Origin of the sequence: Psychrobium sp. nBUS_13, from assembly GCF_051201665.1 — a bacterium.
Lineage (GTDB): Bacteria > Pseudomonadota > Gammaproteobacteria > Enterobacterales > Psychrobiaceae > Psychrobium.
In genome coordinates this window covers 3,431,092-3,456,086 of sequence record NZ_CP179210.1, presented here as the reverse complement: position 1 = coordinate 3,456,086, position 24,995 = coordinate 3,431,092, and the positions used below count along the sequence as shown (strand labels likewise).

20 protein-coding genes and 1 pseudogene are annotated in these 24,995 nt (G+C 38.1%); 11 read left to right on the top strand and 10 right to left on the bottom strand.

Going from position 1 to position 24,995, the window contains the following annotated elements; translation table 11 throughout:
- Window positions 1-83: 83 nt before the first annotated feature.
- Window positions 84-989 carry a helix-turn-helix domain-containing protein gene (locus ACMAZF_RS16085; RefSeq protein ID WP_435274761.1) on the bottom strand — a complete coding sequence of 302 codons (906 nt, stop codon included), beginning with the start codon at window positions 987-989 and terminating at the stop codon, window positions 84-86.
- A 139-nt stretch (window positions 990-1,128) separates the two neighbouring features.
- On the opposite strand from ACMAZF_RS16085, the gene exaC reads away from it, so the two are divergent.
- Window positions 1,129-2,646, top strand: a complete 1,518-nt coding sequence (exaC, locus tag ACMAZF_RS16080; protein WP_435274760.1) for an acetaldehyde dehydrogenase ExaC — start codon at window positions 1,129-1,131, stop codon at window positions 2,644-2,646.
- 50 nt (window positions 2,647-2,696) lie between these two features.
- Here the strand turns inward: exaC and ACMAZF_RS16075 are convergent, their stop codons facing one another.
- A complete protein-coding gene (locus ACMAZF_RS16075; protein WP_435274759.1) occupies window positions 2,697-2,945 on the bottom strand; it encodes a hypothetical protein in 249 nt (82 codons plus the stop codon).
- On the opposite strand from ACMAZF_RS16075, the gene ACMAZF_RS16070 reads away from it, so the two are divergent.
- Together ACMAZF_RS16070 and ACMAZF_RS16065 are read left to right on the top strand one after the other, a co-directional pair.
- Complete coding sequence (locus ACMAZF_RS16070) at window positions 2,944-3,198, top strand: hypothetical protein (protein ID WP_435274758.1); 255 nt, start codon at window positions 2,944-2,946, stop codon at window positions 3,196-3,198. The two genes, ACMAZF_RS16075 and ACMAZF_RS16070, sit on opposite strands and share 2 nt — an antisense overlap.
- A 58-nt stretch (window positions 3,199-3,256) precedes the next feature.
- On the top strand, window positions 3,257-3,958 hold the full coding sequence (locus ACMAZF_RS16065) for a transposase (protein WP_435274757.1): 702 nt from the start codon (window positions 3,257-3,259) through the stop codon (window positions 3,956-3,958).
- Window positions 3,959-3,976: 18 nt separating this feature from the next.
- Here the strand turns inward: ACMAZF_RS16065 and ACMAZF_RS16060 are convergent, their stop codons facing one another.
- The 7 genes and pseudogenes from ACMAZF_RS16060 to ACMAZF_RS16030 all read right to left on the bottom strand — a co-directional run bounded on the left by ACMAZF_RS16060 (window position 3,977) and on the right by ACMAZF_RS16030 (window position 13,196).
- On the bottom strand, window positions 3,977-4,240 hold the full coding sequence (locus ACMAZF_RS16060; protein ID WP_435274756.1) for a hypothetical protein: 264 nt from the start codon (window positions 4,238-4,240) through the stop codon (window positions 3,977-3,979).
- A 375-nt stretch (window positions 4,241-4,615) separates the two neighbouring features.
- A complete protein-coding gene (locus ACMAZF_RS16055) occupies window positions 4,616-4,942 on the bottom strand; it encodes a hypothetical protein (protein WP_435274755.1) in 327 nt (108 codons plus the stop codon).
- Complete coding sequence (locus tag ACMAZF_RS16050) at window positions 4,929-5,858, bottom strand: RHS repeat-associated core domain-containing protein (RefSeq protein WP_435274754.1); 930 nt, start codon at window positions 5,856-5,858, stop codon at window positions 4,929-4,931. Before ACMAZF_RS16050 ends, ACMAZF_RS16055 begins: the two co-directional genes overlap by 14 nt.
- Complete coding sequence (locus ACMAZF_RS16045) at window positions 5,849-10,051, bottom strand: hypothetical protein (protein WP_435274753.1); 4,203 nt, start codon at window positions 10,049-10,051, stop codon at window positions 5,849-5,851. Before ACMAZF_RS16045 ends, ACMAZF_RS16050 begins: the two co-directional genes overlap by 10 nt.
- 461 nt (window positions 10,052-10,512) lie before the next feature.
- Window positions 10,513-11,571 (bottom strand): annotated as a pseudogene (locus tag ACMAZF_RS16040) (alpha-amylase family glycosyl hydrolase).
- 257 nt (window positions 11,572-11,828) lie between these two features.
- Window positions 11,829-12,485, bottom strand: a complete 657-nt coding sequence (locus tag ACMAZF_RS16035; protein WP_435274752.1) for a 3-oxoacid CoA-transferase subunit B — start codon at window positions 12,483-12,485, stop codon at window positions 11,829-11,831.
- A gap of 9 nt (window positions 12,486-12,494) precedes the next feature.
- A complete protein-coding gene (locus ACMAZF_RS16030; RefSeq protein ID WP_435274751.1) occupies window positions 12,495-13,196 on the bottom strand; it encodes a CoA transferase subunit A in 702 nt (233 codons plus the stop codon).
- A gap of 115 nt (window positions 13,197-13,311) precedes the next feature.
- Here ACMAZF_RS16030 and ACMAZF_RS16025 point away from each other — a divergent pair, with 115 nt between their 5' ends.
- Window positions 13,312-14,196, top strand: coding sequence for a LysR family transcriptional regulator (locus ACMAZF_RS16025; RefSeq protein ID WP_435274750.1), 885 nt, complete (start codon window positions 13,312-13,314; stop codon window positions 14,194-14,196).
- 512 nt (window positions 14,197-14,708) lie between these two features.
- Here the strand turns inward: ACMAZF_RS16025 and tnpC are convergent.
- Complete coding sequence (gene tnpC, locus ACMAZF_RS16020; RefSeq protein WP_435274516.1) at window positions 14,709-16,148, bottom strand: IS66 family transposase; 1,440 nt, start codon at window positions 16,146-16,148, stop codon at window positions 14,709-14,711.
- A 136-nt stretch (window positions 16,149-16,284) separates the two neighbouring features.
- Between tnpC and ACMAZF_RS16015 the strand changes: the two genes are divergently transcribed.
- From ACMAZF_RS16015 to ACMAZF_RS15985, 7 genes are all read left to right on the top strand, one after another.
- Complete coding sequence (locus tag ACMAZF_RS16015; RefSeq protein WP_435274749.1) at window positions 16,285-17,169, top strand: M23 family metallopeptidase; 885 nt, start codon at window positions 16,285-16,287, stop codon at window positions 17,167-17,169.
- A 2-nt stretch (window positions 17,170-17,171) separates the two neighbouring features.
- A complete protein-coding gene (locus tag ACMAZF_RS16010; RefSeq protein WP_435274748.1) occupies window positions 17,172-18,113 on the top strand; it encodes a hypothetical protein in 942 nt (313 codons plus the stop codon).
- A 44-nt stretch (window positions 18,114-18,157) separates the two neighbouring features.
- The gene (locus ACMAZF_RS16005) at window positions 18,158-18,871 is read left to right on the top strand and encodes a hypothetical protein (RefSeq protein ID WP_435274747.1); all 714 of its coding nucleotides are present in this window, start codon (window positions 18,158-18,160) and stop codon (window positions 18,869-18,871) included.
- A gap of 73 nt (window positions 18,872-18,944) precedes the next feature.
- A complete protein-coding gene (locus ACMAZF_RS16000) occupies window positions 18,945-20,147 on the top strand; it encodes an IS256 family transposase (RefSeq protein WP_435273936.1) in 1,203 nt (400 codons plus the stop codon).
- Between the two features lie 471 nt (window positions 20,148-20,618).
- Window positions 20,619-21,569 (top strand): extracellular catalytic domain type 1 short-chain-length polyhydroxyalkanoate depolymerase, encoded by a 951-nt coding sequence (locus ACMAZF_RS15995; protein ID WP_435274746.1) that lies wholly within the window; start codon window positions 20,619-20,621, stop codon window positions 21,567-21,569.
- A 91-nt stretch (window positions 21,570-21,660) separates the two neighbouring features.
- Window positions 21,661-23,940 (top strand): TonB-dependent receptor, encoded by a 2,280-nt coding sequence (locus tag ACMAZF_RS15990; protein WP_435274745.1) that lies wholly within the window; start codon window positions 21,661-21,663, stop codon window positions 23,938-23,940.
- Between the two features lie 346 nt (window positions 23,941-24,286).
- Window positions 24,287-24,952 (top strand): response regulator transcription factor, encoded by a 666-nt coding sequence (locus tag ACMAZF_RS15985; RefSeq protein ID WP_435274744.1) that lies wholly within the window; start codon window positions 24,287-24,289, stop codon window positions 24,950-24,952.
- Window positions 24,953-24,995: the final 43 nt, after the last annotated feature.

Genomic DNA, 24,995 nt, shown 5'->3' with positions numbered 1-24,995 from the left:
GTTAAATAGCTATTTAGTTGTTCTTCGCTGGCTGTTTTGGTTCTTTAGTGCTGGATTGTCGCGGGGAAGTGAAACCTCATGTCTTATTGACTTCTTATTTTAAATTGTTGAGGAGATAAACCGTAAAAACGCTTAAAACTGCGGCTAAAATGACTGGTATCTTTGAATCCACAATTATAACAAGCTTGTGTTACTGAGTTATTATTCTTTAATAGTTGGGCTGCATATTTTAGGCGTGCTTGAAATAGAAATTCGGCGGGAGAGCTGCCTAGGTGTCGTTTAAATTCCGTATAAAATTTAGTGCGGCTCATGCAGGCTTTTTTACATAACTCATCAATATTCATTTCTTCTTTAATATTCGATACTAGATAGTCGATAGCGGCATTGAGGCCGTTATGATCTGGTTGTGACAAGCTGTGGCTGATGATGAAGTCACGAGTTTGATGGCGTAACAATCGTGCGATTAATTCCCGAACAGCCAAATCGATCATGAAGTCTCGGTCTTGATGATTTTCGGTGAAAATTGTCACCATGCGATCTAATAAGGCTTGAGTTTGGGCATTGTGATGAGTGTGAACCAAAGATTCTTGATAGTGCCATTCTTGATGATAATTATCTAAAGGTGCGTTGACGTTGAGCCCGTCGCAAACCTGCTTAATTCGATTATCGCTCATTTCTATAGCAAGACAGGTTGTCGGTTGATTGAGCGTCGCTGTCGGGAAGTCAATCGCTACTGATTGATTCGGCGCCATCACAAAGGATTCATGAGGAAAAAAGTCACAATTATAAGCGCCATGATTACTGTGCATAACTTTTTTACCGCTCACCATCCCGCAAAACATCAATTGATCAGACACAAGGTCAATGGCTTTTGCTTGCTCGAACGTGTCGTAAATACTCAACTGTGCATTATCGCCGGCAAAAGATAATTTGTTTTCCACTAAAACCTGTGGTGTTCGGCGTTGTTGGTGAATGCTTTCCTTGATCATATTTCTATAATTTCCAGTTAATGGACTCTCAGTCAATTAATGTGAATTGTCAGTCATGCAACTTAGTATTTTGACAATAGGATAAATAACGAACGTTTAATCAATATACATTAACAAATAAAAATAACGAGAGGTGTTTATGATTTATCCAAATCCAGGGACAAGTGAGTCATGTGTATCGTTCAAGTCAAAATACGATAACTATATTAATGGCCAATGGGTAGCACCTGTTAACGGCAAGTACTTTACAAATACCACGCCAGTGACTGGAGAAGCGGTTTGTGAAGTGGCTAGATCTGATGAAGACGATATTAATTTAGCGTTAGATGCAGCACATGGTGCAAAAGATACGTGGACAAAAATGTCGGTGACTGAACGCTCGAATATACTTTTAAAAATTGCTGACCGTATTGAAGAAAATTTAGAACTTCTGGCATTGGTTGAAACGTGGGATAACGGTAAGTGTATTCGTGAAACCATGGGAGCCGATGTGCCATTGGCCGTTGATCATTTTAGATATTTCGCTGGTTGTATTCGCGCTCAAGAGGGATCGATTGGTGAAATAGATAACAACACCGTGGCTTATCATTTTCACGAGCCTATTGGCGTTGTCGGACAGATTATTCCATGGAATTTCCCGTTATTAATGGCGGCATGGAAGATTCCACCAGCGTTAGCAACAGGTAATTGTATTATTCTTAAACCTGCCGAACAGACGCCATTATCTATTGCGTTTTTAATGGAGCTTATTGGTGATTTGTTACCGCCGGGTGTCTTAAACATCATTAACGGTTTTGGCGCAGAAGCAGGTGAAGCCTTAGCAACGTCACCGCGTATTGCCAAAGTTGCCTTTACTGGTTCGAGCCCTGTCGGTAAGCATATTCTGAAATGTGCTGCCGATAACTTAATTCCATCAACCGTTGAGTTAGGTGGTAAATCGCCAAATATTTTCTTTGAAGATGTGTTGCAGTTTGAAGATGAATACATTGATAAATGTTTAGAAGGTGCAACGTTAGCATTCTTTAATCAAGGTGAGGTTTGTACTTGTCCATCGCGATTATTGGTACAAGAATCGATTGCTGACGAATTTATTGAGCGTTTAATCGAGCGTACTAAAAACATTACTCAAGGTAATCCATTAGACATGGGCAGCCAAGTGGGCGCGCAGGTGTCAAAACAGCAATTTGATCGCATCATGACCTACATTAATATTGGCCGTGATGAAGGCGCTACTGTTCTTGCTGGTGGTGACTATGAGAAAGTGGATGGCTTAAATGACGGTTATTACATCAAACCAACGCTACTTAAAGGCACTAATGATATGCGTGTATTCCAAGAAGAAATTTTTGGTCCCGTTATTAGTATTACGACGTTCAAAGATGAAGCTGAAGCGCTAGCAATTGCTAACGATACGCAGTTTGGTCTTGGTGCTGGACTATGGACACGTGACATGAACCGTGCTTATCGCATGGGGCGCGGAATTCAAGCAGGACGTGTGTGGACTAATTGTTATCACCTATATCCAGCACATGCCGCATTTGGTGGTTATAAACAGTCAGGCATTGGCCGTGAAAATCACAAAATGATGTTAGATCATTATCAGCAAACCAAGAACATGCTGGTGAGTCATGACATTAACCCAATGGGCTTTTTCTAACTTAATATTTAGGCAAAAAGAAGGGGACTTAGTGTCCCCTTAAAGAGAGATTAGTTGGCAATAATGCTATCAAGGTGATGTTGTAGTGCCTTGGCTTGATCAATCATGATGTAGTGACCTGTCTCACTGATCACATTGACCACAATACGATCTGTAATTAGATGGTCAAGAATAGGCTCATGCACTTGAGCAATCACTGAAAATATCGGCCCTTGATATTCTTTTAAATATTTATCTCTATCCCACGCTAAGTAACTTTCTAATACGCGAATACCAATATTGGCATCGCCGTTATACATGTCTTTTGTAATCTGCGTTCGTGCTGCAATTGGCGTATTTTCACTGAAATATCCAGCACTCAATCCGTCGATTGTTCCTTCAAAGTCGTTCTTAAAAGGCGCGGTCATTTCGATTATTGCTTCTCTTGGCGTTGCAGGATATATGACATTAAAGGCTAGTGAGTCTACCGCCATGACCGCTAACGCGCGTTCTTGTAATAGTGCAGCAACGGTTAACGATATCGCAATAAAAGCAATAAAAGGGTCAGGTTAAATTTAAATAACTCGTCTATGCTTTCATGAGTAGTCATTTGTTATGAGGAGTTATTTAATTGGCCAGATTACCACGAGTTAGCCCAATCGGTGTGCCCCAGCACATAATTCAACGAGGAAATAATCACCAAGTGTGCTTTGCTAGCGAGCAGGATTTTGCAGCTTACGCAGGATGGTTGAAGGACTATTCAAGTAAATTTGAGGTAGCGATTCATGCATGGGTCTTTATGACTAATCATGTTCATTTGTTATGTACTCCGCTTAATCACAATGCTATTAGTCAAATGATGCAAGGCCTTGGTCGCCAGTATGTTAGATACTTTAATCATAGCTATAAACGAACGGGAACGTTATGGGAAGGGCGCTATAAATCTTGTTTAGTGCAAGAAGAAGAGTACCTCTTACAGTTGTATCGATACATTGAACACAATCCAGTTAGAGCGAAAATGGTTGAGGATCCAGCTGATTACGCGTGGTCGAGCTACCAAATTAATGGGCTGGGTAAAGAATCATCATTATGTACACCGCATTCACTTTATATTAGTTTAGGAAAGGATGAGGACGATAGGCAATGCGCGTATCGTGATCTTTTTAAACATCATGTTGATAATAAGCTCATCACTAATATTAGAGATAGCGTTAATCGAGGGATGGCAATTGGCAGTGAACAATTTAAGCGCGAAATAGAATTGTTAACGGGTCGCAGAATGCAACCAAAGAAAAGAGGTCGACCGTTAGGTTGGAAGAAAGATGAAGTGTAGTTTTATTTTAACCTGACCCTAATATATTTTTTCCTTTATATTTTTTCCTTTAAACTTTCTTTCAACTTCAGTAATCAATTTAAAGCATATGTCATCGTTTTCAGGCCAAAGAGCACCTATTTTAGATTCCAATTTAGAGCTTCCCGCCTGAGTAATAAACTGCGCAGTCATAGCCGCTACAGCTATTAATTCTGGCCGTTCTATATTTTCCAACTCAATACAACGAGGACACTCATCTAAAGATTCCTCATATGAAAAATCACACTCAACACAACTAAGCATAAATGCTCCTATAATCTTTATATCATTTATGCTCGATTTGAATACAAATCTGTTATATAAACAATACGCCAAAAATAACTGTATGTAAATACAGTTAAGTAAGAAGGTAATTACTGGTTTATTGCAAATCTAGAAAAATACCAATCCATCGAGCAGAGTAATCCCTTAAGGTTTAACACTAACACATTAATAATTTTAGTTAAAATATGTAAGCGACAAATAAATAACAACTTGATTTAACACAATGTATACAATCCCTTTGGCTTCAAAAGCAGCCAAAAATAAAGCCCCTTTATGCCTGAAAACAAAAAGCCCCGTGAGTGCAAACCTTCTGGTATGCACAGGGCGAGGCTTTGGATTCAAAAGTTTTACAAATTATATCTCGTCAAAAAAAGGTTCTTTTGACTTATTAGATACTTCACAAGGCCCTAACTTTGTCGGACAAAAGTAAAGTAGGAAGTCATCTCCCTTATTTTGATACTCCAAAACCGACATAAATTTAACTTTTGGAGAATTTTTAAGCTCATCAAGTGAATTAGGGTACTTTCCATTCAATTCTTTGAACTCTATCACTTTTAATCGCACGCTATTAAGCGGGTAGCTAAACGTAATGTTCATATATATGAATATGATAATTACTGTTGATAGAGCCAAGAGACTGATAATCAACTTGAAAAGCCTTTTCATACTAGAAGTTTTCATTTAATGCACCCTTTGCACCTGCTGGCGTGAAAATGAAGGTATCTATTTTATTATAGAGATTAGTGGCTTCAGATTGTAACGCTTTTGAAAAACCAGCTTCAGGATTCCTTACCCCTTGTAGCGTAGATTTCAACGTTTCAAAAGTATGTGAAACACAATTTGGCCCTGTTAATCCCCAATCACTACCTGAATACCTTTGTGTAGAGGAAAGTTCAGAAGGACTCGCTAAACTATTCATCACATCTTTTGGAAGTGACGCACTACCTGCATCAAATGCCGCTCTAAACCCTTTGGCTATTTCATTATCTAGTGCCTGACTGACGCCCAAATCAAAAACCTTATAGCCAGAATAACTTGCCGAACTAGGCGTTCCACCTGTTCTCTTTAATATACCGGGACCACTGTAGATGCTATTAGAGTAACGGCCTTTGTATCTACCAAAATCGTAGTTCACTTCATTGCCTTTATAATTAGTTGTGATCCCAACGTGGCCTGTCCCCTGTGTCTCTACATATATTTTAGCTTGACCATCAGGATCAACGTATTTGTAAGGGTTATTGGCAACATAAGAATATCGATTAAAGGTATCAACTTCACCCGTAAACCCAACAGGATCATTCGAATAAAAACGCCCGATCACTGGATCATAGTATCGTGCCTGCATATAAATAAGTTCTAAATCATTATCGTACACATGCCCTGTATAGCCAACTCCACTCTTATTTGACTTTAATTGCTCACCATAAGCAGAATAGTGTCTGCTATTATTTAGTTTTCCTGCCTCATTCGATTCTGCAACAATTGAACCTTGAAGGTCCGCATGTAAATAGATTATATCAGCGCGAATATTCGCACTATAAACAGCAAAGCAAAGTATGATTAATTTACATAAATACACTACGTTTCTTAAGGCCATAACTCTTCATATCCTTCTCTATCATCAATCGTGATTTTTTTAACGGTTTGCCTACTGGTATTCGAACAGGTTAATTGGAAATAATAATCATCTCTATTGTGTAAAAATATCGATTCCGCACTGTTTAGGCCTTGAAAGTTTATTGGACTGTAATTAAATCGTGATGACATATTTTGTATTTTTCCCTGACAAGAATCAGCGTATTGACTCTTCCATGAGATCCTAAAGAAAAAGCCTGAAGGATATAAAGGCAAACCAAGTTCATCGTCTCCATCTAATGGTGGGTACTCTTCTCCAGTAAAAAAATCCTGGCATCCCCAAAGCGGACACCCTTCAATAAGCAATACTTTATAAATATCTAGCTCAATGCGAGGAGTGTAAATTGGTTTGGGTTTAGGAGTATTCTTTTCAGTATGTTTTGCTATTAGCTTGCTTCCCATATAAATATAATTAATACCATTCCCCGAATTTAATTCCCCTTCTTCCCTATACATTAAGTTACCGTTAAATGAATAGAAAGAATAAATACCGCTCCCCGTTGATTGATATACACGCTTCCCATTTCCGTCATAAGAATAAACCTGGCCGTTAGCTATTTTTAATTGATTAGAATCATCAAATGACAATGAAAAAGCGCCGTTGTCAGTAATATTGCCTTTAGTGTCATACTTTATAACATTATATTTTCCAGAAATACCAGACACACTCTTCAAACGATTAAGCGAGTAGTCATAGTGATATTTTAAATCATGAGAAACTGATTTTTTCCGATAAATATTTCCAAGACCGTCATACGAAATAGAAGAAGAACCAACGGATTTTCCTCCTACAGTAGACGTCAATCTATTTAACCCATCGTATCCTAAGTCGTATACACTAAAATTTGAATTCACTTTATCTACAATGCTAGTTACATTGGTAGATAGATCGTATGAGTAATTCAGGTCTACTAATGAGTTTCCCACGCTTTTGTGCTCTATCTGCTTAACTAGCTGGGAATCATCATAGAGATCTTGAAACAATGATATTCCATTACCATATGTAAAAGATCTTAACGCACCATTTGGGTAATACACCGCATTTTTAGAATACTCATTAACTCTTCCGTTGCTAACCGAGTGAACCTTTATTACCTCACCAAAACCATTAGACAATTGCTCAACCTTTAATTTATTTGGGTAAATTACTGAAGCTAACTCTTGGTTTTTCAAATATTTATATTTAAACTCGAGTTTGTTATGGTTATTTATTTGGAGGCTTTCTGACTGAATTTTATTTTGATTATTATACCTATATTCATTAACAATATTGCCACTTACAAGTCTTGTTAAATTACCATTATTATCTCTGATGTATAAACGATTACCCGTATTATCCGAATAATTCACCTTCCATAAATCACCAATATTGTCATATACATATGTATTAGATTTTGAAGGCTTTATTTTAGAGCAACTAGTTGACGAGACTATAGCCCCTTGCTTCTTCCAAGTAATTTGCCCTAGTTCATTTTTACCATATAGAGTAGTCCCCACATCAGGACGAGAAACCAAACAAAGCTGGTTATTGGAATTATATTTTCGAATTTCAGTTGTACTTATATTATTTTGATTGCCATCTAGTCCGCTTTGAGATATGACATCGATTAAGCCATTATCTCTCATAAGAATGTCAGTTATAACATTCTCTGGTGATTCAATTCTTTTTGCTAGTTCATAATTCAATTTTCCATATAATTGGTATGTTGTTGTTGTTTCATACCCTTTAGCGTCTGTTGTCTTAATTTTATTTCCCGATGCATAGTCATAACTAGTTATACCCAATCCAGAAATTGATTTGCTCACTACTCTGTCTAATACGTCATATTGATACTTTATACCTTTACTTTCCGTTTTTGAGTTACTAATGAATGACTCAAAAGATTTTCTATTATGTTTGTCATAAGAAAAGGATTGATATCGGGTACTATTTTCCATTTCTGGATATTGCAGATCAGAGTGCTGAATAGAAATCAATCGCCCCATGCCGTCATACTGCTCAATCAGCGAAAAAGCCACGTCACTCTCACATGCAGTTTTTGAACTATCTAAAGAACATATTTCAGTTGTGTGATAATTAGCATTATTATATGTAAAAAGAACATCATACCAATCACCGTAAACCGCATCGTTCTCTAAATCGATTGATATTAAACGATTATAGCTATCATATTGGTAACTAGTTTTCGTACCATTCCAGTCTGTTGAACTTTTCAAGTTTCCAAAATAGTCAACTTCCTTTAAACTCTGCATTGTAGTGTTACTATATCTATTCGTTGTGGTTTTTTTTCTCGCTATACCTCTATAGTAATCTTCGAATAGAGTTTTTTGATTTAAGGCATTTACAACAGATTTCAAATTCCCATCTGAGTGATATCTAAAATGTGTATTAACCCCATCTTGTATCTTGGTCGTTAAATTAAATTGGTTATCATATTTAAAAACAGTTTCGTTGAGTTTGTCTTTTTCCGACTTATCATAAAGCGCCTTACTTACGAGCAGCTCCAAGCCAAATTTTAAATCTGTCGTAAGCAATTCATTATATCTAGTAACGTGAATTCGTTTGTGTAGTTCTTGTTTACTACTTACATCAATTGAAGATTCAATTTGCTTTAACGGCATTCCAAACCGGGTAAAACCTTCATAAAGAGTTTTAAACTCAACGCCACCAATGAAAGTTGATCTAGATTCAAGCAATGGCAATGCATATTCGCCGCTCACATACTTTTGAGCTTCAGGCTCCTTTAAAATTGATATCTTTTGAGAACTAGATTTTTGACTATTCCATCCATATACCTCTCTCTTTATTGGTGTGCCACTACAACTGCTATTAGAATAAAGTTTTTTTACGGTTGGCTTTCCGATTCCAGCAGGAAAAAAAGAATTCTCGGGTGAATGATAATAACTAACTGCACATGACTCTATGTCTCTTACAATTCTTTTTTGAAAAATTAATTCACCATTCAATGGAGGTGAGTTTATTTCAATATAGCCTTCATCGTCGGGAAATTTTAATTTTTCATACATAATCGGTATATATTCGAATGTAGTTCTTTTCTTATCAACTGTTCCTGAAAGAGTCTTTGCGGAGACAGCAAGGATTGGAACAGCATCTCTTATGTATCCCCAATGTGTATATTCATAAGATGCTATAGCACCAGCTTCATTTTCTATAGATGCTAACCTAAAAGGAGTCTCTACTTTCTTATATGTATACTTCCATAAGACTCTGTTTTTATGACGTACACTTTTTAACATTCTATTACTATCGTATGAATAGGTGACAAAATTTACGCCATTTACAGATATAGATGTAAGCTTATCTCTGTTATTTGAGCTAGAGCCATAGTGGAAAACGACATTTCTACCGTCATTTGATGTTATGTTCTTAATTTCTGCTCTATGATCGTATTTAACCTTAAGAAAATTTCCAAATTTATCTTCTATTTTTTCGACTTGAGTTCCACCAAATGTATATTTAAGCCCTTCTGGCGAATAGAAAACATATCCATCTATAAGGCAACCACCTCGCCATCCTCCGTTTGTTTTTAATGGATAATACGCCCGTTCATCTTCTAACGAATTTACAATTGTTTGGACACTTCCTCCAGGGAGCGTTAACGAAGGATTATGGACGTACCTTTTACTAGGGTTTTTAATAGCTTGGTCAACAACATGGCTAGCGTAGGTAGGAAAAGTATCGACCCACCCTGTTGAGTCAAAAGAATGATCGAGTGAGACTTGCCCTGATATTAATGGACTTATATTTCCAGGGTAAACACATTCGTAAAATTCGCCTAAATCGCTACCTAAAACTGGCTTAGCACTTTTATGATTAGAGTTAGATATGCCTATACTACCCATTGTCACATCCCATTTACTATTAGAAGTCCATGGGGTTGAATAATGCCTTACTATATTGATATCTAATCCACCATTCCCTGGAATAGTTAAATCGGTGCTGCTGACATAAAGCGCTCCAGAATATTCATCGATCGTTTCATTAAACGAACTTTTCTGATCTTGATTGAGTATTACATCTCTAAATTCCATTAAAGGATTTTTAAGAATTGGTACAGCAAATGCTGAAGAACCTGCATTTACCATTAGAATAAAAAAATACAATGTAACTAGTTTAAAAGTTCTATATATCACTAACCTATTTCCGTTTTGGTTGATTTTAATTGAGCTAATTTAAACAAAACAAAATAACACGAAATGCAAACGATAACCATTACCATTTATATTTAAAGCAAAAAATGCTTCACGAATAGATAATATTGCGGAGAGTACCTTAGACTTAAACGAATTTGTTCAGAGAAACTTGAATACATATAAAAATGAGAATAAGCCTACCAATCAAAAAGTTTGCAAGATAATAAAGGACAGGCGCAAATAGATAATAAAGGACAGGCGCAAATATCTCATTGATTTAACTTAATCACAATCAGTTCAAAATTAAATTGCACTAACTAAAACCAATGAAAAATTGGGCTCATTTAGTAAACAAAAATGAACTGGGGACATGAGAACTATGAAATGATGAAATTTGAACGAGTAAATTCGTCAGCTCTATTGCTGAGGCGGAAAATAATAAGAACAGTTAATACTGAGGATTAGCCGACGCCTTTACACCAACTTCGACCGTGATGGTGAGCATAATCTCGTAAATGAGCTTCATTGCCAGCAAAACTGCCGTATTGCCGTCTGAACTCCTTGGCAGCCGAAAGCCACTCATCTGTATCGATTTCTAACACCTGTAGAATCTTAGGTGCGCTCTCATCAATAAACCCACGCTTTGTAGGGGCGATGTGTCGACCACTCCAATCAACTAACTCGAAATAGTCTCTGTAGCTCAGTGGAATAGCGTTTGTGTTGGCAACAGGTGAAAACGGGAGTAAAGATGGCGGTTGAGATGAAACAGTGCAGCCATCGTTGGCTTTATGCTGCTGACGCTGATGAGATTTATATTGCTTTATTCGCTCTTGAATCGATGTGAAATCACTGTCTTCGACACTTTTTGCAATGCCTGCTCTGATTGGATTTAAGTCCACATACGCAAGACAGCTTAACAACGCTTTTTCATCAAGCAACGCTTGAGACTTAAATCGCCCTTCCCACTAATTTTTAGGGAAAAAAATAGAACAGCTTTAGCTGGCCCGAAGGGTGAGCGCCATGGAAGGCAGCGAATATAATTTACCTGTGCAATTATCTTCTTTATTGGCTTCTCGGGAAATATGCTCATTAAGACATTTCATAAACCACGAAATATCATATAAACGTTCACGCCAAAGCTGGGCATATTCTTCAACTTTTGTAAGCTTAACAGTACTCATTTCTCGGTCAGCAAGATAATCGTCAACAATGGGATGTCCGTTATACAAGCAATACCAGCGCTCAATCACCTCGTCCATTGATAACATATCCGCATGGAATTTATCGACTTGCAACACTAGGTGATAGTGATTACTCATAATCGCATAAGCCGCGATATTAATTGAAAAGATAGAGGAAAGTAATTTTATACGGTCAACAAGCCATTGCCGCCTATGATCGTAATTTCGCTTGGTATACGGGTCATCACCACACAAGAAACTGCGCCTAACACATCGGTTAATTACGTGATAATAAGAAGTGGCTGATAAATCAATTAGCTGGTGCCTCGCTCTCGTCATTGTCGACTCCTACTACGCTCTATTTCAACTTATCAAAGCGTAGTAGAATCGATTAAAATATCAACAATCAATGAGAAGTTTTTGCCTGTCCCTTTTTTTGGCTTTTTTTTGGCTTAGAGAGTATTAGGTGATCGCGATGCATGAGAATATGCAAAAACGGCGTTATCGACTCTTGTACATTAGATAAGTTGCTTGAGAGTTAACTTTGAATAAGCCATTGGTAAAGAATACTAATGGCAAAGTCTTATTAGCGTTCGCTACAGTCGCATTTCAGGGATGTCGCCGTTAGCGATTAGCTCCCCTTCTGTGAGGGCTTTAATTTCTTCAACACTGACACCTGGTGCTCGTTCAAGTAAATGGAATTGACCGTCTTTAATTTCAATAAGAGCGAGATCGGTTAATACCTTTTTGATACAGCCTTTACCAGTGAGTGGCAAACTACAGGTGTTGAGCAGTTTTGAAACCCCCGCTTTTGACGCGTGAGTCATGGTGACGATGATATTGTCAGCGCCTGCCACTAAATCCATTGCGCCGCCCATGCCTTTTATGAGTTTGCCAGGGATCATATAAGAGGCGATATTGCCTTGATTATCCACTTCAAATGCACCCAAAACCGTTAAATCTACGTGGCCGCCGCGGATCATTGCAAATGATTCAGCAGAATCAAAAATACTCGCGCCAGTAACCGTTGTGACGGTTTGCTTGCCGGCGTTAATTAGATCGGCGTCAACTTGTGATTCCTGAGGGAATTCTCCCATGCCTAGTAAGCCATTTTCAGACTGAAACATTACGTCCATATTCTCTGGAACATAGTTGGCGACTAATGTCGGAATACCAATGCCAAGGTTCACGTAATAACCATCTTGTAATTCTTGTGCAACGCGCATTGCTAATTGTTCTCTTGAAAGTGCCATTGTATTCTCCTATTTCGCCGCAACGGTGCGTTGTTCAATCAGTTTTTCGCTATTGCCTAAAATAACGCGATTAACGTAGATACCCGGTGTATGAATTTCATCGGGATCGAGCTCACCGGGAGCAACAATTTCTTCCACTTCAACCACGGTAATTTTTCCTGCCATTGCCGCTAAAGGATTGAAGTTACGAGCCGTTTTACGAAACACAAGGTTGCCAAAAGTATCGGCTTTCCATGCTTTTACGATGGCAAAATCTCCCGTAATTGATTGTTCCATGATGTATTGACGGCCGTTAAATTCACGAACTTCTTTACCATCGGCTACCGCAGTGCCATAGCCTGTCGCGGTGAAGAATGCTGGAATGCCGGCGCCGCCAGCACGCATTTTTTCAGCCAAGGTGCCTTGCGGCGTTAGCTCTACTTCAAGCTCGCCGCTCATCATCTGCGCTTCAAAATTGGCGTTTTCACCGACGTAAGAAGCGATCATTTTTTTTATTTGGCGATTAACTAACAGCACGCCAAGACCGTGCTCAGTGGTGCCACAGTTGTTTGAAACTACCGTGAGATCACGGGTACCTTTACGCTTAATTTCGTCAATCAGTCCTTGGGGAATACCACATAAGCCAAAGCCACCTGCGACAACAGTCATACCGTCGTCGAGTCCGTATAACACTTCGCTGTAATCGGTTACTACTTTGTTAAAACCTGCCATTTTACTTTCCCCACTGATTGTTCCTATCGTTGAGTACAAGCTTGTGATAAGTTCGTTTATTAATCAAATTTATTGTTTTCATTAATTTATAAAAAAAATAAATAAAAGGTGTGGGATGAGCATAACCCTAAAACAACTAAAGGCCTTTGTTGTTGTGGCGCAGCAAGAAAGCTTTATGGCGGCGTGTGAAATTTTACATATTTCACAGCCCGCGCTGAGTATCGCGATTAAAAATCTAGAACAAGAAGTCGGCGGCTCGCTGTTATCACGCACCACGCGCGCTGTTGTACTAACCCCCGAAGGCGCGTTGTTTTTGCCAACGGCGAAGCGTTTACTGCAAGAATGGGATGATGCCTTTGTTGATTTAACCCAGTCGTTTTCATTAGAGCACGGCATGTTGTCTATTGCGGCTATGCCGTCTTTTGCTAGTGGTTTAGTACCGAACTATTTGAAACAATTTAGGCAGGATTATCCTCAAGTTAAAATAAAACTACATGACGTCATTGCTGAAGATGCTGTGCAAATGGTGTGTGATGAGCAAGTTGAATTGGCCTTGGTGTTTGAAGTGCCGGAGCAACCTCAGTTGGATTTTATTCCACTGTTTGAAGATAAGTTTGTAGCAGCGTTCTCGCCGCAACACGCAAAAACACATAACGATATTTCGTGGCAAACATTGTTGTTGTCGCCATTTATTGCATTGCAAAAACCGTCAAACATTAGCGCGCAAATTGAAGCGCTATTAGCGCAACAAGGATTAACGTTTAATCCTGAATTTGAAGCTAATCAGTTGGCCACCATTGGCCAAATGGTGGCAAGTGGATTGGGAGTAAGCGCTGTACCTTCTTTGTCTGCACCATTATTTGAAGCTTTGGGAGCTTGCTGTATACCGCTTCACTCGCCAGCATTAATGCGCCGTGTTGGCATAGTGACCAAGCACCGAAAACCGCTGTCTGTAGCCGCGCAATCATTTATTAATCAGTTAACTGAGTTATATAGCTGAGTTATCAGTCATAAAAAATATCATTGATCGTTAAATTCTTGCTATATATGACTAATTGATGACTTTTTATAAGTTAAAGGTAGAGCTTACGATTTTTATGTGTTGTAAGAGTTAATTATCATTTAATTTTACTATCCAATCGATATTGCATACTGAGCTATAAAGTATTTAATTTAGTCGTTAAAGTCCATTTTTGTACCAGTGCTTTGCTTAAATAACATTTTTCTTAAATTGATACTTCAATTCTATATTTACTGATGTAGGGAGCTTGTCTTATAGAAGAGCAAGTTCGGACAAAACGTTAGGTTGTTTTAAATTTTGCAACATTAATCGTGTAGTTTCCGATATTTATTGATTAACCTAAGATTGAGAAGCTCTCTGTAATTAGAGTGACAATATCGTTGTATCACGGTGGATTAAGTGTGAGTTACGTAACAGTTTTTGTTTAAGTGTTACTTTTTTTGGTTTTATTTGTAATTGAAAGGTGGGTTTTATGTTATTTTATTTGGTAACTATTCAGCCTTATCTTCAATAAATACATCTGGAAGCTGATTTTTGAATAGCAATTCAAGGGCTAGGCTTGCAGATACATATTGTTTTCTGCAAGTCGATAAATAGCTTCTGATCAAACAGAACATCTCTGCGCCTTGCATACTTCTAAAGCATCCAGATATTTTTTGATGAACTTTTGTCATCCTAATATCATTCTCGCCTTGATTATTGGTAAATGGGACAGCAGTGCTCGTCAGAAAGCGTAAGACATCATCTTGATAATCTCTTAATCGCTCTAACAATGCTCTGGATTTTGTTCGTTTTAATCGCCCTCGCTGACCTTTTATTCGGCTGTTTTCATCTGGCGCTGGACATTCAATTTCACCTGCGGCTAGTATTTTTTGATATTGCGTTAAGTATTGCCGCTTAGTGTCTTCGTCTAAGTTGGGGTTATCAATTTGATGTTTATTCATGTCCTTCAGTAAGGTTTGCAACGCCTTCGCCCATTGCATGCCATCTTGCTCCCATGCTCTTTCTAACTCTCGGATATGATGAGCATTGCATAAGGCATGTTGGCACTTGGTATATTGATAATACGGTTTCCAATGGTCATGACACAGTACACCACTAAAGTGAGGAAGAATATCGGCGTCATCCATCGCTATTTTTCCTCTTTTTTCATGAGGATAAAAATACGTCCACCATGTCGTTGACGCGCCATGAAGCCATCGCCGTTTTCCGCCGATATTAATACCTGTTTCATCAACATGTAATGTTTGATGAGGGCTTTGTAATGCCGTTTTTATGATATCTTCTGCACCTGATGACTTGACCAGTGCAGCGGCTTGCTCATTAAAGTTAAACAAACTACCCGCACTGACGGGGAGACCGAGCTGGTCGGCAAAGTATTCTTCAATACGATTATAAGGAAGTAATTGATATTGGGATAAGTAAACGGCATGCGCTTTCACACCAACGCCATACTGGATCGGACTGTTAACGCCTTCTGGAAATTCACCCACAAAACGCTTTCCTTGCGCATTTTCCAGAATTTGCGCTTGGTATTCTGTCACCACTTTACTGATGTCGATATCGACAACTTGCCGCTTTTGAAAACCCACCTCACGATAACGTCCTTGAGGTAACATGTCTCGGTCAACTAAAATGACTTCTATCTCATCGGGCGTTTCTGTTTGAGTCAGCGTTTTACCCGTTCGGCCTTTTTGTCCACCCGCTAGCTTATCTGATTTAGCTTTGGTTTGTTTTTCTCGGTTAATATCTTTTGATGGCGGGATACTACTATTTTTACTGTTAAGTCCCAATTTACTGGCAAGCATAACAACGATAACAAGAATAAGCTCGATAGACATCTTCAACGCAGGCGTGAGTGTCTTATCTTCTTGTAACTGAGCTTTAGTTTGCTCAACTATTTCAGTGATGTTGATGCTGTTTAAGTTCATTGAAGCTAGGGCGATTAAGTCATAGCCCTAGCTTGGCATACTGGCAGGATCGGTCAATAGCTAAAAAGGATCCTTAGAAAATAATTTTCCCTAGTGAATAGTTACTTTATTTGTTCGTTTTTAAAAGGAAATAATAATGTTCAATAAATCTACTTTAGCTTTAAGGATTCTTTTAGCTCCAGCTTTGTTTATTACGTGGCAATCTGATGCTCTTGCTTGTGAATATGATCCTGTAATGGGGATTGAGAGATGCAGGGCCGTTTTACCTGATGGGTGGGACGATCCAATAGAACCTATTTGGGATCGAGATATTGAGGAGGAGATCGATATCGATTATGATGAGTATGATGGATATGATGGAAGCGGTAGTGATAATGATAGGCGAAAAGACCAAGAGTCAGATAAATTAAAATGCTGGGCAGATCTGACTACTCGACCTTATGCTAGGATTACAGAAGATTGGGGCTGGAGGACACTAGCTAAGTATAATAAAAATACTAAGAGTACTGAGTACTATTGGGACTTTCACCCTGCATGGGATATTGGTGTTGCGGGAAATGTAGGACTTCCAGCAAATACTCCTGCCAATGTTGAAATAATAAAAGTTGGAAGAAATCACTCCTTTAATGGAAATTATGTTGAAATGAAAGTTCAAGGTACTGGAGAGTTTATAAAGTATATTCACTTAGCTTCAATAGGTAATAATGTAACTCAGGGAACATATTTTTCTAGTGGTAGAGAAATTGGAAAAATAGGTAACACGCCTACACATAAAGGCTTTGGAATTCATTTACATTTGGCTATTTGGAAAAGTCACCAAGAGTACCTACAAAGATATAATGGAAATGGTATTGATGAAAATGAAAGGAACAATACGGTTAAACCGGAAAACTTTTTTGGAAATGAGTGTCCAAAATATAATGTAAAGGGAGTCAATGATCATGAGAATGATGTTAAGGATACCCGTAGAACGTCAAAATTTTCTAATAAATTCAACAATGATTTTTTAATGGAGAAATAATAATGAAATCACAAGTATTTATTCGTACGATAATCGTATTAACTTCTTTATTAACTCTTAGCTCAGCTCATGCAGCAAAACAAGTTATAGGACATAACAATACTCTGCATGCCTTCGATTTAACTAAGAAGGTTAATGGAATAGACTTTTTAGTGACAGATATCTATAAAAACCCTTCAAAGTCTATTGTTCTTTTTGGAAGTCGAACAACTTATGAAGATGGCAGTAAATTGCTTACGAGTATTCAATTGACTCAAGACAAAAAAACAATATGGAAAGGTGATGGTATATTCTCAAATGTCTCATTTTCGCAGGATGGTGAAACAGTTCTAATTGTCAGATTAACCAAGCGCAATACTGAAGTCATTACTATAAAAAACGGAGTAGCACTTAGTTTTTTTGAACATTATGAACATGAACAAGAATTAAAGTTTAGTGAAATATCAAGAAAATATGAAATTTCGAATGATGGTAGTCAAATTCTGATTTATGATATCGATGATGAAACAATAAAATTCACTGAGCTCTGTACTTTTAATAAAAGTGGTAGTTTTGATAGTTGTGTTGAGGTGTCTACAACCATAGATAATATAAACAGAAGTACAGATATTACACTGTCCAACGCAAATGAAATTTACATGTTATTTTTTAATCGTCTAATTAAGAAAAACGGAGAAAATACGGAGTGGGAAGTTAAATTCGAAGGTAACAACATATACCCATTTGTATCGTTATTAAACCATACTCGGTTCATTATTGCGTTAAATGAAACTGAAATTAGAGTGTATGACAAAGAAAACGGAAACTTAGTTTGGAGCAAGGCACATCAACATGGAAGCTCCTCTTTTGGCAATTTTATTAATGCCAAAATTATTAAAAATTACTTGATGATTCCTTTAAATGATAAAAATACCCATGGCCGAATTAATCTTTCTACACTTTAAGTAGATTCTCTATTGTAAGGGCTCATGCATGAGCCTTTTTTATTATGAAAAATGAAATAAAAAGTATTATTTTTAACAAATATTCACAAAAATATAAGATAGAATCTATCGGTATTTTTGGTTCATTTAATACTAAGTCGAATTTTAATGATGTAGATATTATTATTTTCACTAAAGCAAAGGTATATAGAAAAGAGTCTTTTGTAAAAAATAGTTTAAAGTACGATGTTATTCTATCAAACTTTGAGAATTTTCAATTTCTATGTAAAAAAAAGATACCTGAATGGATATTTATTTTTAAAGAAATAGAGCCTCTTTTGGACATAAATAAACGTATGGAGGGAATTAGTGCATTAGCGAATGATATATATACCGATGGTCCTATTAATGTCTCTCAAAGAACCTATGTCGAAATGTTTGAAAAGACTTTGAATTCTAAAAAAAAATTGGCATCGAGTCTAATTCAAGAGAATATTATTCAAAATTACTTATTGTTAAATGATTTGTTAGCTAATATTGCTAGGCTTTGGTGTTATGTAAATAAAATATGGTTTAATACGCAAACTATACAGCTATTACCTCAAATTAGAGAGATATTTCCAACATTATACCTCTGCTTATACACGAAGGAATCTATAGTATGGGAAGATATATTAAAGTATGTTGAGAAAATATTAGGTGATATAACTGTAATTTGTTCGAAGTATGAGCCTAGGAGCGAACTGATTACAGAAATAAAAATTAGATCTACAAGATGATTTTATGATTATAAATGGGAGTGTTCATAATTCTGTGTCATTTCAGTATAATATAATAAAACAGGAATGACACATGACTAACTCTTTTGATTTTGAGCAAGCATTAACAGATTTACAAGCTGGTAAAAGCCTCACTGGTAAAGATGGCATCTTAGGCCCTTTGATTAAGCAATTAACCGAAGCGGCTCTTAATGCCGAACTAGAGCACCACTTAGCCAACGATAATCAATCTAATAGAAAGAATGGCAGAACAAGTAAAAACATCAAACACCCGTCTGGTAATTTTGAACTCGACACTCCGCGAGACCGCAATGGAACATTTGAACCTCAATTAGTGAAGAAAAATCAAACCTCACTATCAGATGAAATCGATCGCAAAATACTCTCGATGTTTAGCTTGGGAATGAGTTATCGTGATATCAATGCACATGTAGAGGAGATGTACGGTATTAACGTGGCCACAGGAACGATTAGCGCAGTCACTGACAAGCTTATTCCTGAGCTTAAAGCATGGCAACAAAGGCCATTAGATAGCCATTACCCAATTGTTTGGCTCGATGCTATTCATTATAAGGTCAAAGAAAACGGTCGCTACATCAGCAAAGCTGTCTACACGTTATTAGCACTTAATATGCAGGGTAAAAAAGAGATATTAGGGTTGCATTTATCAGAAAACGAAGGGGCTAATTATTGGCTTTCAGTGCTGACCGACCTTAATAATCGCGGTGTTAAAGATATTCTTATTGCCTGCGTAGATGGGCTAACCGGCTTTCCTGAAGCCATAGCAGCTATCTTTCCTGAGACAGAAACACAGCTTTGCATCATTCATCAAATTCGAAACTCACTTAAGTACGTCGCGTCTAAAAATCAGAAAGCCTTTATGGCCGATTTAAAACCTGTCTATCGTGCACCCACAAAGGAAGCAGCTGAATTAGCACTCGATAAACTAGAAGAGAAGTGGGGCGAAAAATATCCGCTGGTTATTAATTCCTGGCGCAGGAAGTGGCACAATCTATCTCACTATTTTAAGTACCCTGAGCACATCAGGAAGGTGATATATACCACGAACGCCGTTGAAGCGGTTCATCGTCAGTTTAGAAAGTTAACAAAGACGAAAGGCGCATTCCCGAACGAAAATAGCTTGTTGAAGCTGTTGTATGCTGGCATATTGAATGCTTCTGAGAAATGGACGATGCCAATCCATAACTGGAGCTTGTGTGTTTCTCAGTTAGCGATATATTTTGAGGGGCGTTTAGATAGCGTCATTGATATTTAGAAAATTAAGCCTGACACAGAATATTGAACGCCCTCTTATAAATCCATTTTTTTAAATATTACGATTATGTAGGCTTCTTTAATTAGATAAAAAGTAATATTTCAATTCAAAGTTAATTAAGTGCAGTGTAGTTTTTAGCCTCTGCCTATTTAATATTCTGTTAATATCTGATGTTAATTGACTGCAAAAGTCATTGTTTACGGCAGAAATCTTCATATTTATTAAAAAATTCATTTTAGAACGTTTTTATTATTGGATGAAATCTATTTGTATTTCATTTAGTTAACTAATTTTATCAAGGTATGACGTATTTTTTAGGAATTGAAAACTTATATTGTAATTAATAATTCTATTACCTACATATTTTGAAAGTTAATTAATTTATTTTGTATCTTGGATCTAAAGTACCATTCAACTACTAATCAGTTTACGCCATTCTAACTCCATCGAATATAAAGTAGGCAATCTAATATGCCCAATAATAAATCTCTCATTAGCGCAGCGGCGCTCGCACTTGGCTTATTGTCGATGGCGAGTTTTTCTACCGTCATTCAAGCTAAGCAAGCTCAGTTTTCACCGCTCTCTCAATTTGGTAATAACCCAGGCGAATTAACCGCGAGTTATTTCAAACCGTCGAATTCAACGAAAACCTTAGTTGTGCTACTGCATGGCTGTGTTCAAGATGCCAAGGTACTTGCAAAGCAAAGTGGATTTTTAGCACAAGCTAAGGCTCATAATTTTGCCTTGTTATTACCACAACAAAGCAAGACTAATAATATTAAGCAGTGTTTTAATTGGTTTTCTGCACCAGATACTGACCGTGACAAAGGTGAAACGTTGTCACTTAAGAATATGATTGCGAGCACAAAAAAAACGCTAGGCGTAGACAAAGTTTATATCGCTGGGTTGTCAGCTGGTGGGGCAATGGCCAGCAGCATGCTGGTTAACTATCCTGAACAGTTTAACGGTGGGGCGGTAATCGCAGGCTTACCGTACCCGTGCGCAGACAGCTTGATAAAAGCCATCTCTTGTATGCGCACAGGACCTTCACAAAGTGCAGATGAGCTAGCAACATTAGCACGAAAGACATCGCCCAATACTTCACAATGGCCGCCACTGTATGTCATCACTGGTAGCAGTGACAATGTTGTCAATGCAGATAATTCAGCAAAACTGGCTCAGCAATGGGCACGGCTCTCGTCGCTAAACTCATTATCTATGTCTAAGCAAAAGAATGCAGACGTTATGCAGTGGGTCGGCCATAGCCAAAAAGCACATATCAAATTAGTCACCATCGCAGATATGGATCATGGCTTAAGTGTTAACCCTGATGTTGAAGGAGGTGGTGTAGTTGCACCGTTTTTACCTAAAGCACAACTTAGCGCAGCGAAAGATATCGTCGATTTTTGGCAATTAAATTAATTCAAATAACAACGCTAAGTTAACGAATTACATCTTTAGCTTAGTTATAAAAATAATATAAGAACTAACATAAGAATGATGGGGAAGAATCATGAAAATGAAGTATGCAAAGCTTAGTACGCTAGCGCTGGCAGTGAGTAGCGCGTTGGTTGCTCAACCGCTAATGGCAGCTGAAGATGATAAAAAAGCCAAAGATGGCGCTTTAGAGCGTATCGAAGTAACGGCACGTAAAACCGTTGAAAGTCTGCAAGAAGTACCAGTGGCTATCACATCGATTAGTGCAACTGACTTAGCTGAGCGCGGCATTGAAGTGATTACCGAAGTTCAACAATTTTCGCCTAATACAACGCTACAACGCAGTCGTGGTACAAACTCAACTATTACGGCGTTTATCCGTGGTGTAGGTCAGCAAGATCCATTATGGGGTTATGAAGCGGGTGTTGGTATTTACATCGATGATGTATATATGGCTCGCCCACAGGGCGCGGTCTTAGATTTATTAGATATTGAGCGAGTAGAAGTGCTGCGTGGTCCGCAAGGAACGCTTTATGGTAAAAATACCATTGGCGGTGCGATTAAGTATGTTACGAAAGAAATGTCAGGTGATGCAGAATTCAGCGTACAGGGCACAGTAGGAAGTTATGGTCAGGGAGATCTGAAACTGACAGGTCAAGTGCCGCTTATTGAAGACAAACTGTATGTTGGATTTGGTGTCGCTAGTCTTAATCGCAATGGCTATGGTGAGTTTTTATTGTCAGCTCTGGATAACCAAGACGCTGATAACTACAACAAAGAAGTGATGGCTGCCCGTATCACGCTGGAATATCACGCAACTGAAGATCTATTACTTAAATTAGATTGGGATAAAACAGAAGATAAATCTAATGCAAAAGGTGGTTACCGTTTACTACCAAGTCTGTTAACCGATGCGCCAGTACCAGATAGTGTTTATGACTCCTATACAAGTATGCCAACCAACAACAAGGTTGAGCTTGATGGTATTAGCTTTACGGCTAAATACGATGTCGATGACAACACGACATTGAAATATGTGTATTCATCACGAGAAAGCTACTCGCCAACAAACATCGATTTTGATAACACGCCGCTACGAATCTTCGACGTTCCTGCGATTTACGATGATGAGCAAACCACTCACGAGCTACAAATTAATAATGTTGGTGAAGACTATAAAGTGGTGGGCGGTCTTTATGTATATGACGGAAAATCTTGTGGTGTATTTGACGCGATATTAGATGTACTTGGCCAATCGGCTTTCAAAACACCGGGTTTAACGCGTGAGGTAAGTGGTTGTAGTAACGCGAAAAGCCAAGCGTTATATGCACAAGCGACCTATGATATTGATGAACAATGGTCGGTAACGGCGGGTGCTCGTTATACCAAGGATAAAAAAGATTCAAAAGTTCGAAATGGATTAATATTTGATACCGTTTACCCTGAGTCTGGTTGGGTTGATGGTTATGTTCGTCCTGAAGGTGATTTAGTCCCTGTGGTGTTAGACGACTCTGAAGAATGGTCTAAATTTACGCCGCGTATTGGCGTTGAATATCAAGCTAATAACGATATGTTATTGTTTGCTAGTTTCTCACAAGGCTTTAAATCAGGTACTTTTAACCCGCGTGCAACCACCGCAGAGCAAGCGGCTGATCCTGAAAACGTTGATTCAATTGAGATCGGTATGAAAAGCGAATGGTTAGATAATCGTTTACGCGCCAACGTAACGTTGTTCTCACTTGATCATAAAGATCGTCAATACATTTCTGTATTACCGGGTAAGGACTCAACTGAGCTAAATCAACGCTTAGGTAATATTGGCTCATCAACAGGCCAAGGTATTGAAGCTGAATTTACCTATCTGGCAACTGATGAATTAATGTTTAACGCGAGCTTTGGTTTTATCGATTCAGAGTTTGAAGAAGTGTTAGATACTAACCCTGAAACAGGTGCTGTATTTGATAAATCTGATACCTTTACCATTTCAAATACGCCTGATTTTACTTATAACCTTGGTGCTAATTACACCATTGAGTCATCAATGGGTGATTTCATTGTTAATGCAAGTTACTACTACCGCGATGATTATGTATTGTTTGAAGAAAACAGCCTATTAACTCAAGACGGCTATGGTCTTCTGAATGCAAGCATCACTTGGTATGATGATGATACTGATTGGAGTGTAGGTTTGCACATGAAAAACCTAACTGACGAAGAGTATATGGTTGGCGGTTATCAATTTGTGACTCCATTACCAGATGGCGGTTACGCTCCGGGATTAGGTGGTGATAATACGTTGATTAGTTATTATGGTGATCCAAGAACAGTTTCTTTAACGGCGAGTTATCAGTTTTAGCTGAATATATCAACGCTAAGTGTGGGCTAGTCCCGCTCTTTAACGCCTAAAAGTGCAAATTGCGCGATGAAAAAATCATGGATGATTTTTTAATATTTGCCGCAGGATGCGGATCAAATATGGTATCGATAAAGCGATTTGTAATTTTAGATAAGCGGTAAAGTTCGGGTCGCCTTTCTTTTGGTTACTTTTCTTTGGCGACGCAAAGAAAAGTAACTGATGTGCTATCGATACATCTAAAGGAACGCGCTATATTACATTGCACATCATAAGATCCGACGAACTCACATTTAGATTAAATAACAGTGCCGACTTAATTGTCGGCACTTTCATTTAAGGAAAACCAATGCAACCACAAGTTATTATTGCTGATGATCATCCACTGTTTAGAACGGCGCTTAAGCAAGCTATTGTTGAGTGCTTACCTGATGCGGGGGTTATAGAAGCGGATTGCTTTGATGATTTACTCATTGGAGTCGAGGCTAATCCAAATTTAGAAATAGTGTTTCTTGATTTACACATGCCAGGCAACAATGGATTCACTGGCCTTACTCAGCTGCAAAATCATTATCCTGATTTAGTGGTAATCATGGTGTCATCTGATGACAATGTGCAAACCATGCAAAAAGCGATTAGTTTCGGCGCGGCGGCGTTTATTCCTAAATCAGCTGATTTGACAACGATAGGGCAAGCGATTGAAGTTGTACTCGATGGGGAAGTATGGCTGCCTAGTCATGTTGAGACAGACACCATTGATAACGAGAACAGTCAAGCTAATCAGCATCTTGCTAAGCAGTTAGCACAGCTAACACCGCAGCAATATATTGTGTTAACGCAAATTGCTGACGGACGTTTAAACAAACAAATTGCTTATGATTTAGATATCAAAGAAACCACTGTCAAAAAACACGTATCGGCGATTTTGGTAAAACTAAAAGTGAACAACCGCACCTTGGCTGGACTGGCTTATCAACAATTGATGTTAGCGGCACCTGAGAATCGCAGTGATTAGTGGGTAACCACTTAACGTTAAGAAAGTAACTGGTGTGCACAGT

What these genes read in the sequence shown, in the direction of transcription:
- ACMAZF_RS16085 (WP_435274761.1), bottom strand. Translation starts at nt 989, where the DNA reads ATGATCAAGGAAAGCATTCACCAACAACGCCGAACACCACAGGTTTTA.
- exaC (WP_435274760.1), top strand. Translation starts at nt 1,129, where the DNA reads ATGATTTATCCAAATCCAGGGACAAGTGAGTCATGTGTATCGTTCAAG.
- ACMAZF_RS16070 (WP_435274758.1), top strand. Translation starts at nt 2,944, where the DNA reads ATGTCTTTTGTAATCTGCGTTCGTGCTGCAATTGGCGTATTTTCACTG.
- ACMAZF_RS16075 (WP_435274759.1), bottom strand. Translation starts at nt 2,945, where the DNA reads ATGTATAACGGCGATGCCAATATTGGTATTCGCGTATTAGAAAGTTAC.
- ACMAZF_RS16060 (WP_435274756.1), bottom strand. Translation starts at nt 4,240, where the DNA reads ATGCTTAGTTGTGTTGAGTGTGATTTTTCATATGAGGAATCTTTAGAT.
- ACMAZF_RS16055 (WP_435274755.1), bottom strand. Translation starts at nt 4,942, where the DNA reads ATGAAAACTTCTAGTATGAAAAGGCTTTTCAAGTTGATTATCAGTCTC.
- ACMAZF_RS16050 (WP_435274754.1), bottom strand. Translation starts at nt 5,858, where the DNA reads ATGGCCTTAAGAAACGTAGTGTATTTATGTAAATTAATCATACTTTGC.
- ACMAZF_RS16035 (WP_435274752.1), bottom strand. Translation starts at nt 12,485, where the DNA reads ATGGCACTTTCAAGAGAACAATTAGCAATGCGCGTTGCACAAGAATTA.
- ACMAZF_RS16030 (WP_435274751.1), bottom strand. Translation starts at nt 13,196, where the DNA reads ATGGCAGGTTTTAACAAAGTAGTAACCGATTACAGCGAAGTGTTATAC.
- ACMAZF_RS16025 (WP_435274750.1), top strand. Translation starts at nt 13,312, where the DNA reads ATGAGCATAACCCTAAAACAACTAAAGGCCTTTGTTGTTGTGGCGCAG.
- tnpC (WP_435274516.1), bottom strand. Translation starts at nt 16,148, where the DNA reads ATGAACTTAAACAGCATCAACATCACTGAAATAGTTGAGCAAACTAAA.
- ACMAZF_RS16015 (WP_435274749.1), top strand. Translation starts at nt 16,285, where the DNA reads ATGTTCAATAAATCTACTTTAGCTTTAAGGATTCTTTTAGCTCCAGCT.
- ACMAZF_RS16010 (WP_435274748.1), top strand. Translation starts at nt 17,172, where the DNA reads ATGAAATCACAAGTATTTATTCGTACGATAATCGTATTAACTTCTTTA.
- ACMAZF_RS16005 (WP_435274747.1), top strand. Translation starts at nt 18,158, where the DNA reads ATGAAAAATGAAATAAAAAGTATTATTTTTAACAAATATTCACAAAAA.
- ACMAZF_RS16000 (WP_435273936.1), top strand. Translation starts at nt 18,945, where the DNA reads ATGACTAACTCTTTTGATTTTGAGCAAGCATTAACAGATTTACAAGCT.
- ACMAZF_RS15995 (WP_435274746.1), top strand. Translation starts at nt 20,619, where the DNA reads ATGCCCAATAATAAATCTCTCATTAGCGCAGCGGCGCTCGCACTTGGC.
- ACMAZF_RS15990 (WP_435274745.1), top strand. Translation starts at nt 21,661, where the DNA reads ATGAAAATGAAGTATGCAAAGCTTAGTACGCTAGCGCTGGCAGTGAGT.
- ACMAZF_RS15985 (WP_435274744.1), top strand. Translation starts at nt 24,287, where the DNA reads ATGCAACCACAAGTTATTATTGCTGATGATCATCCACTGTTTAGAACG.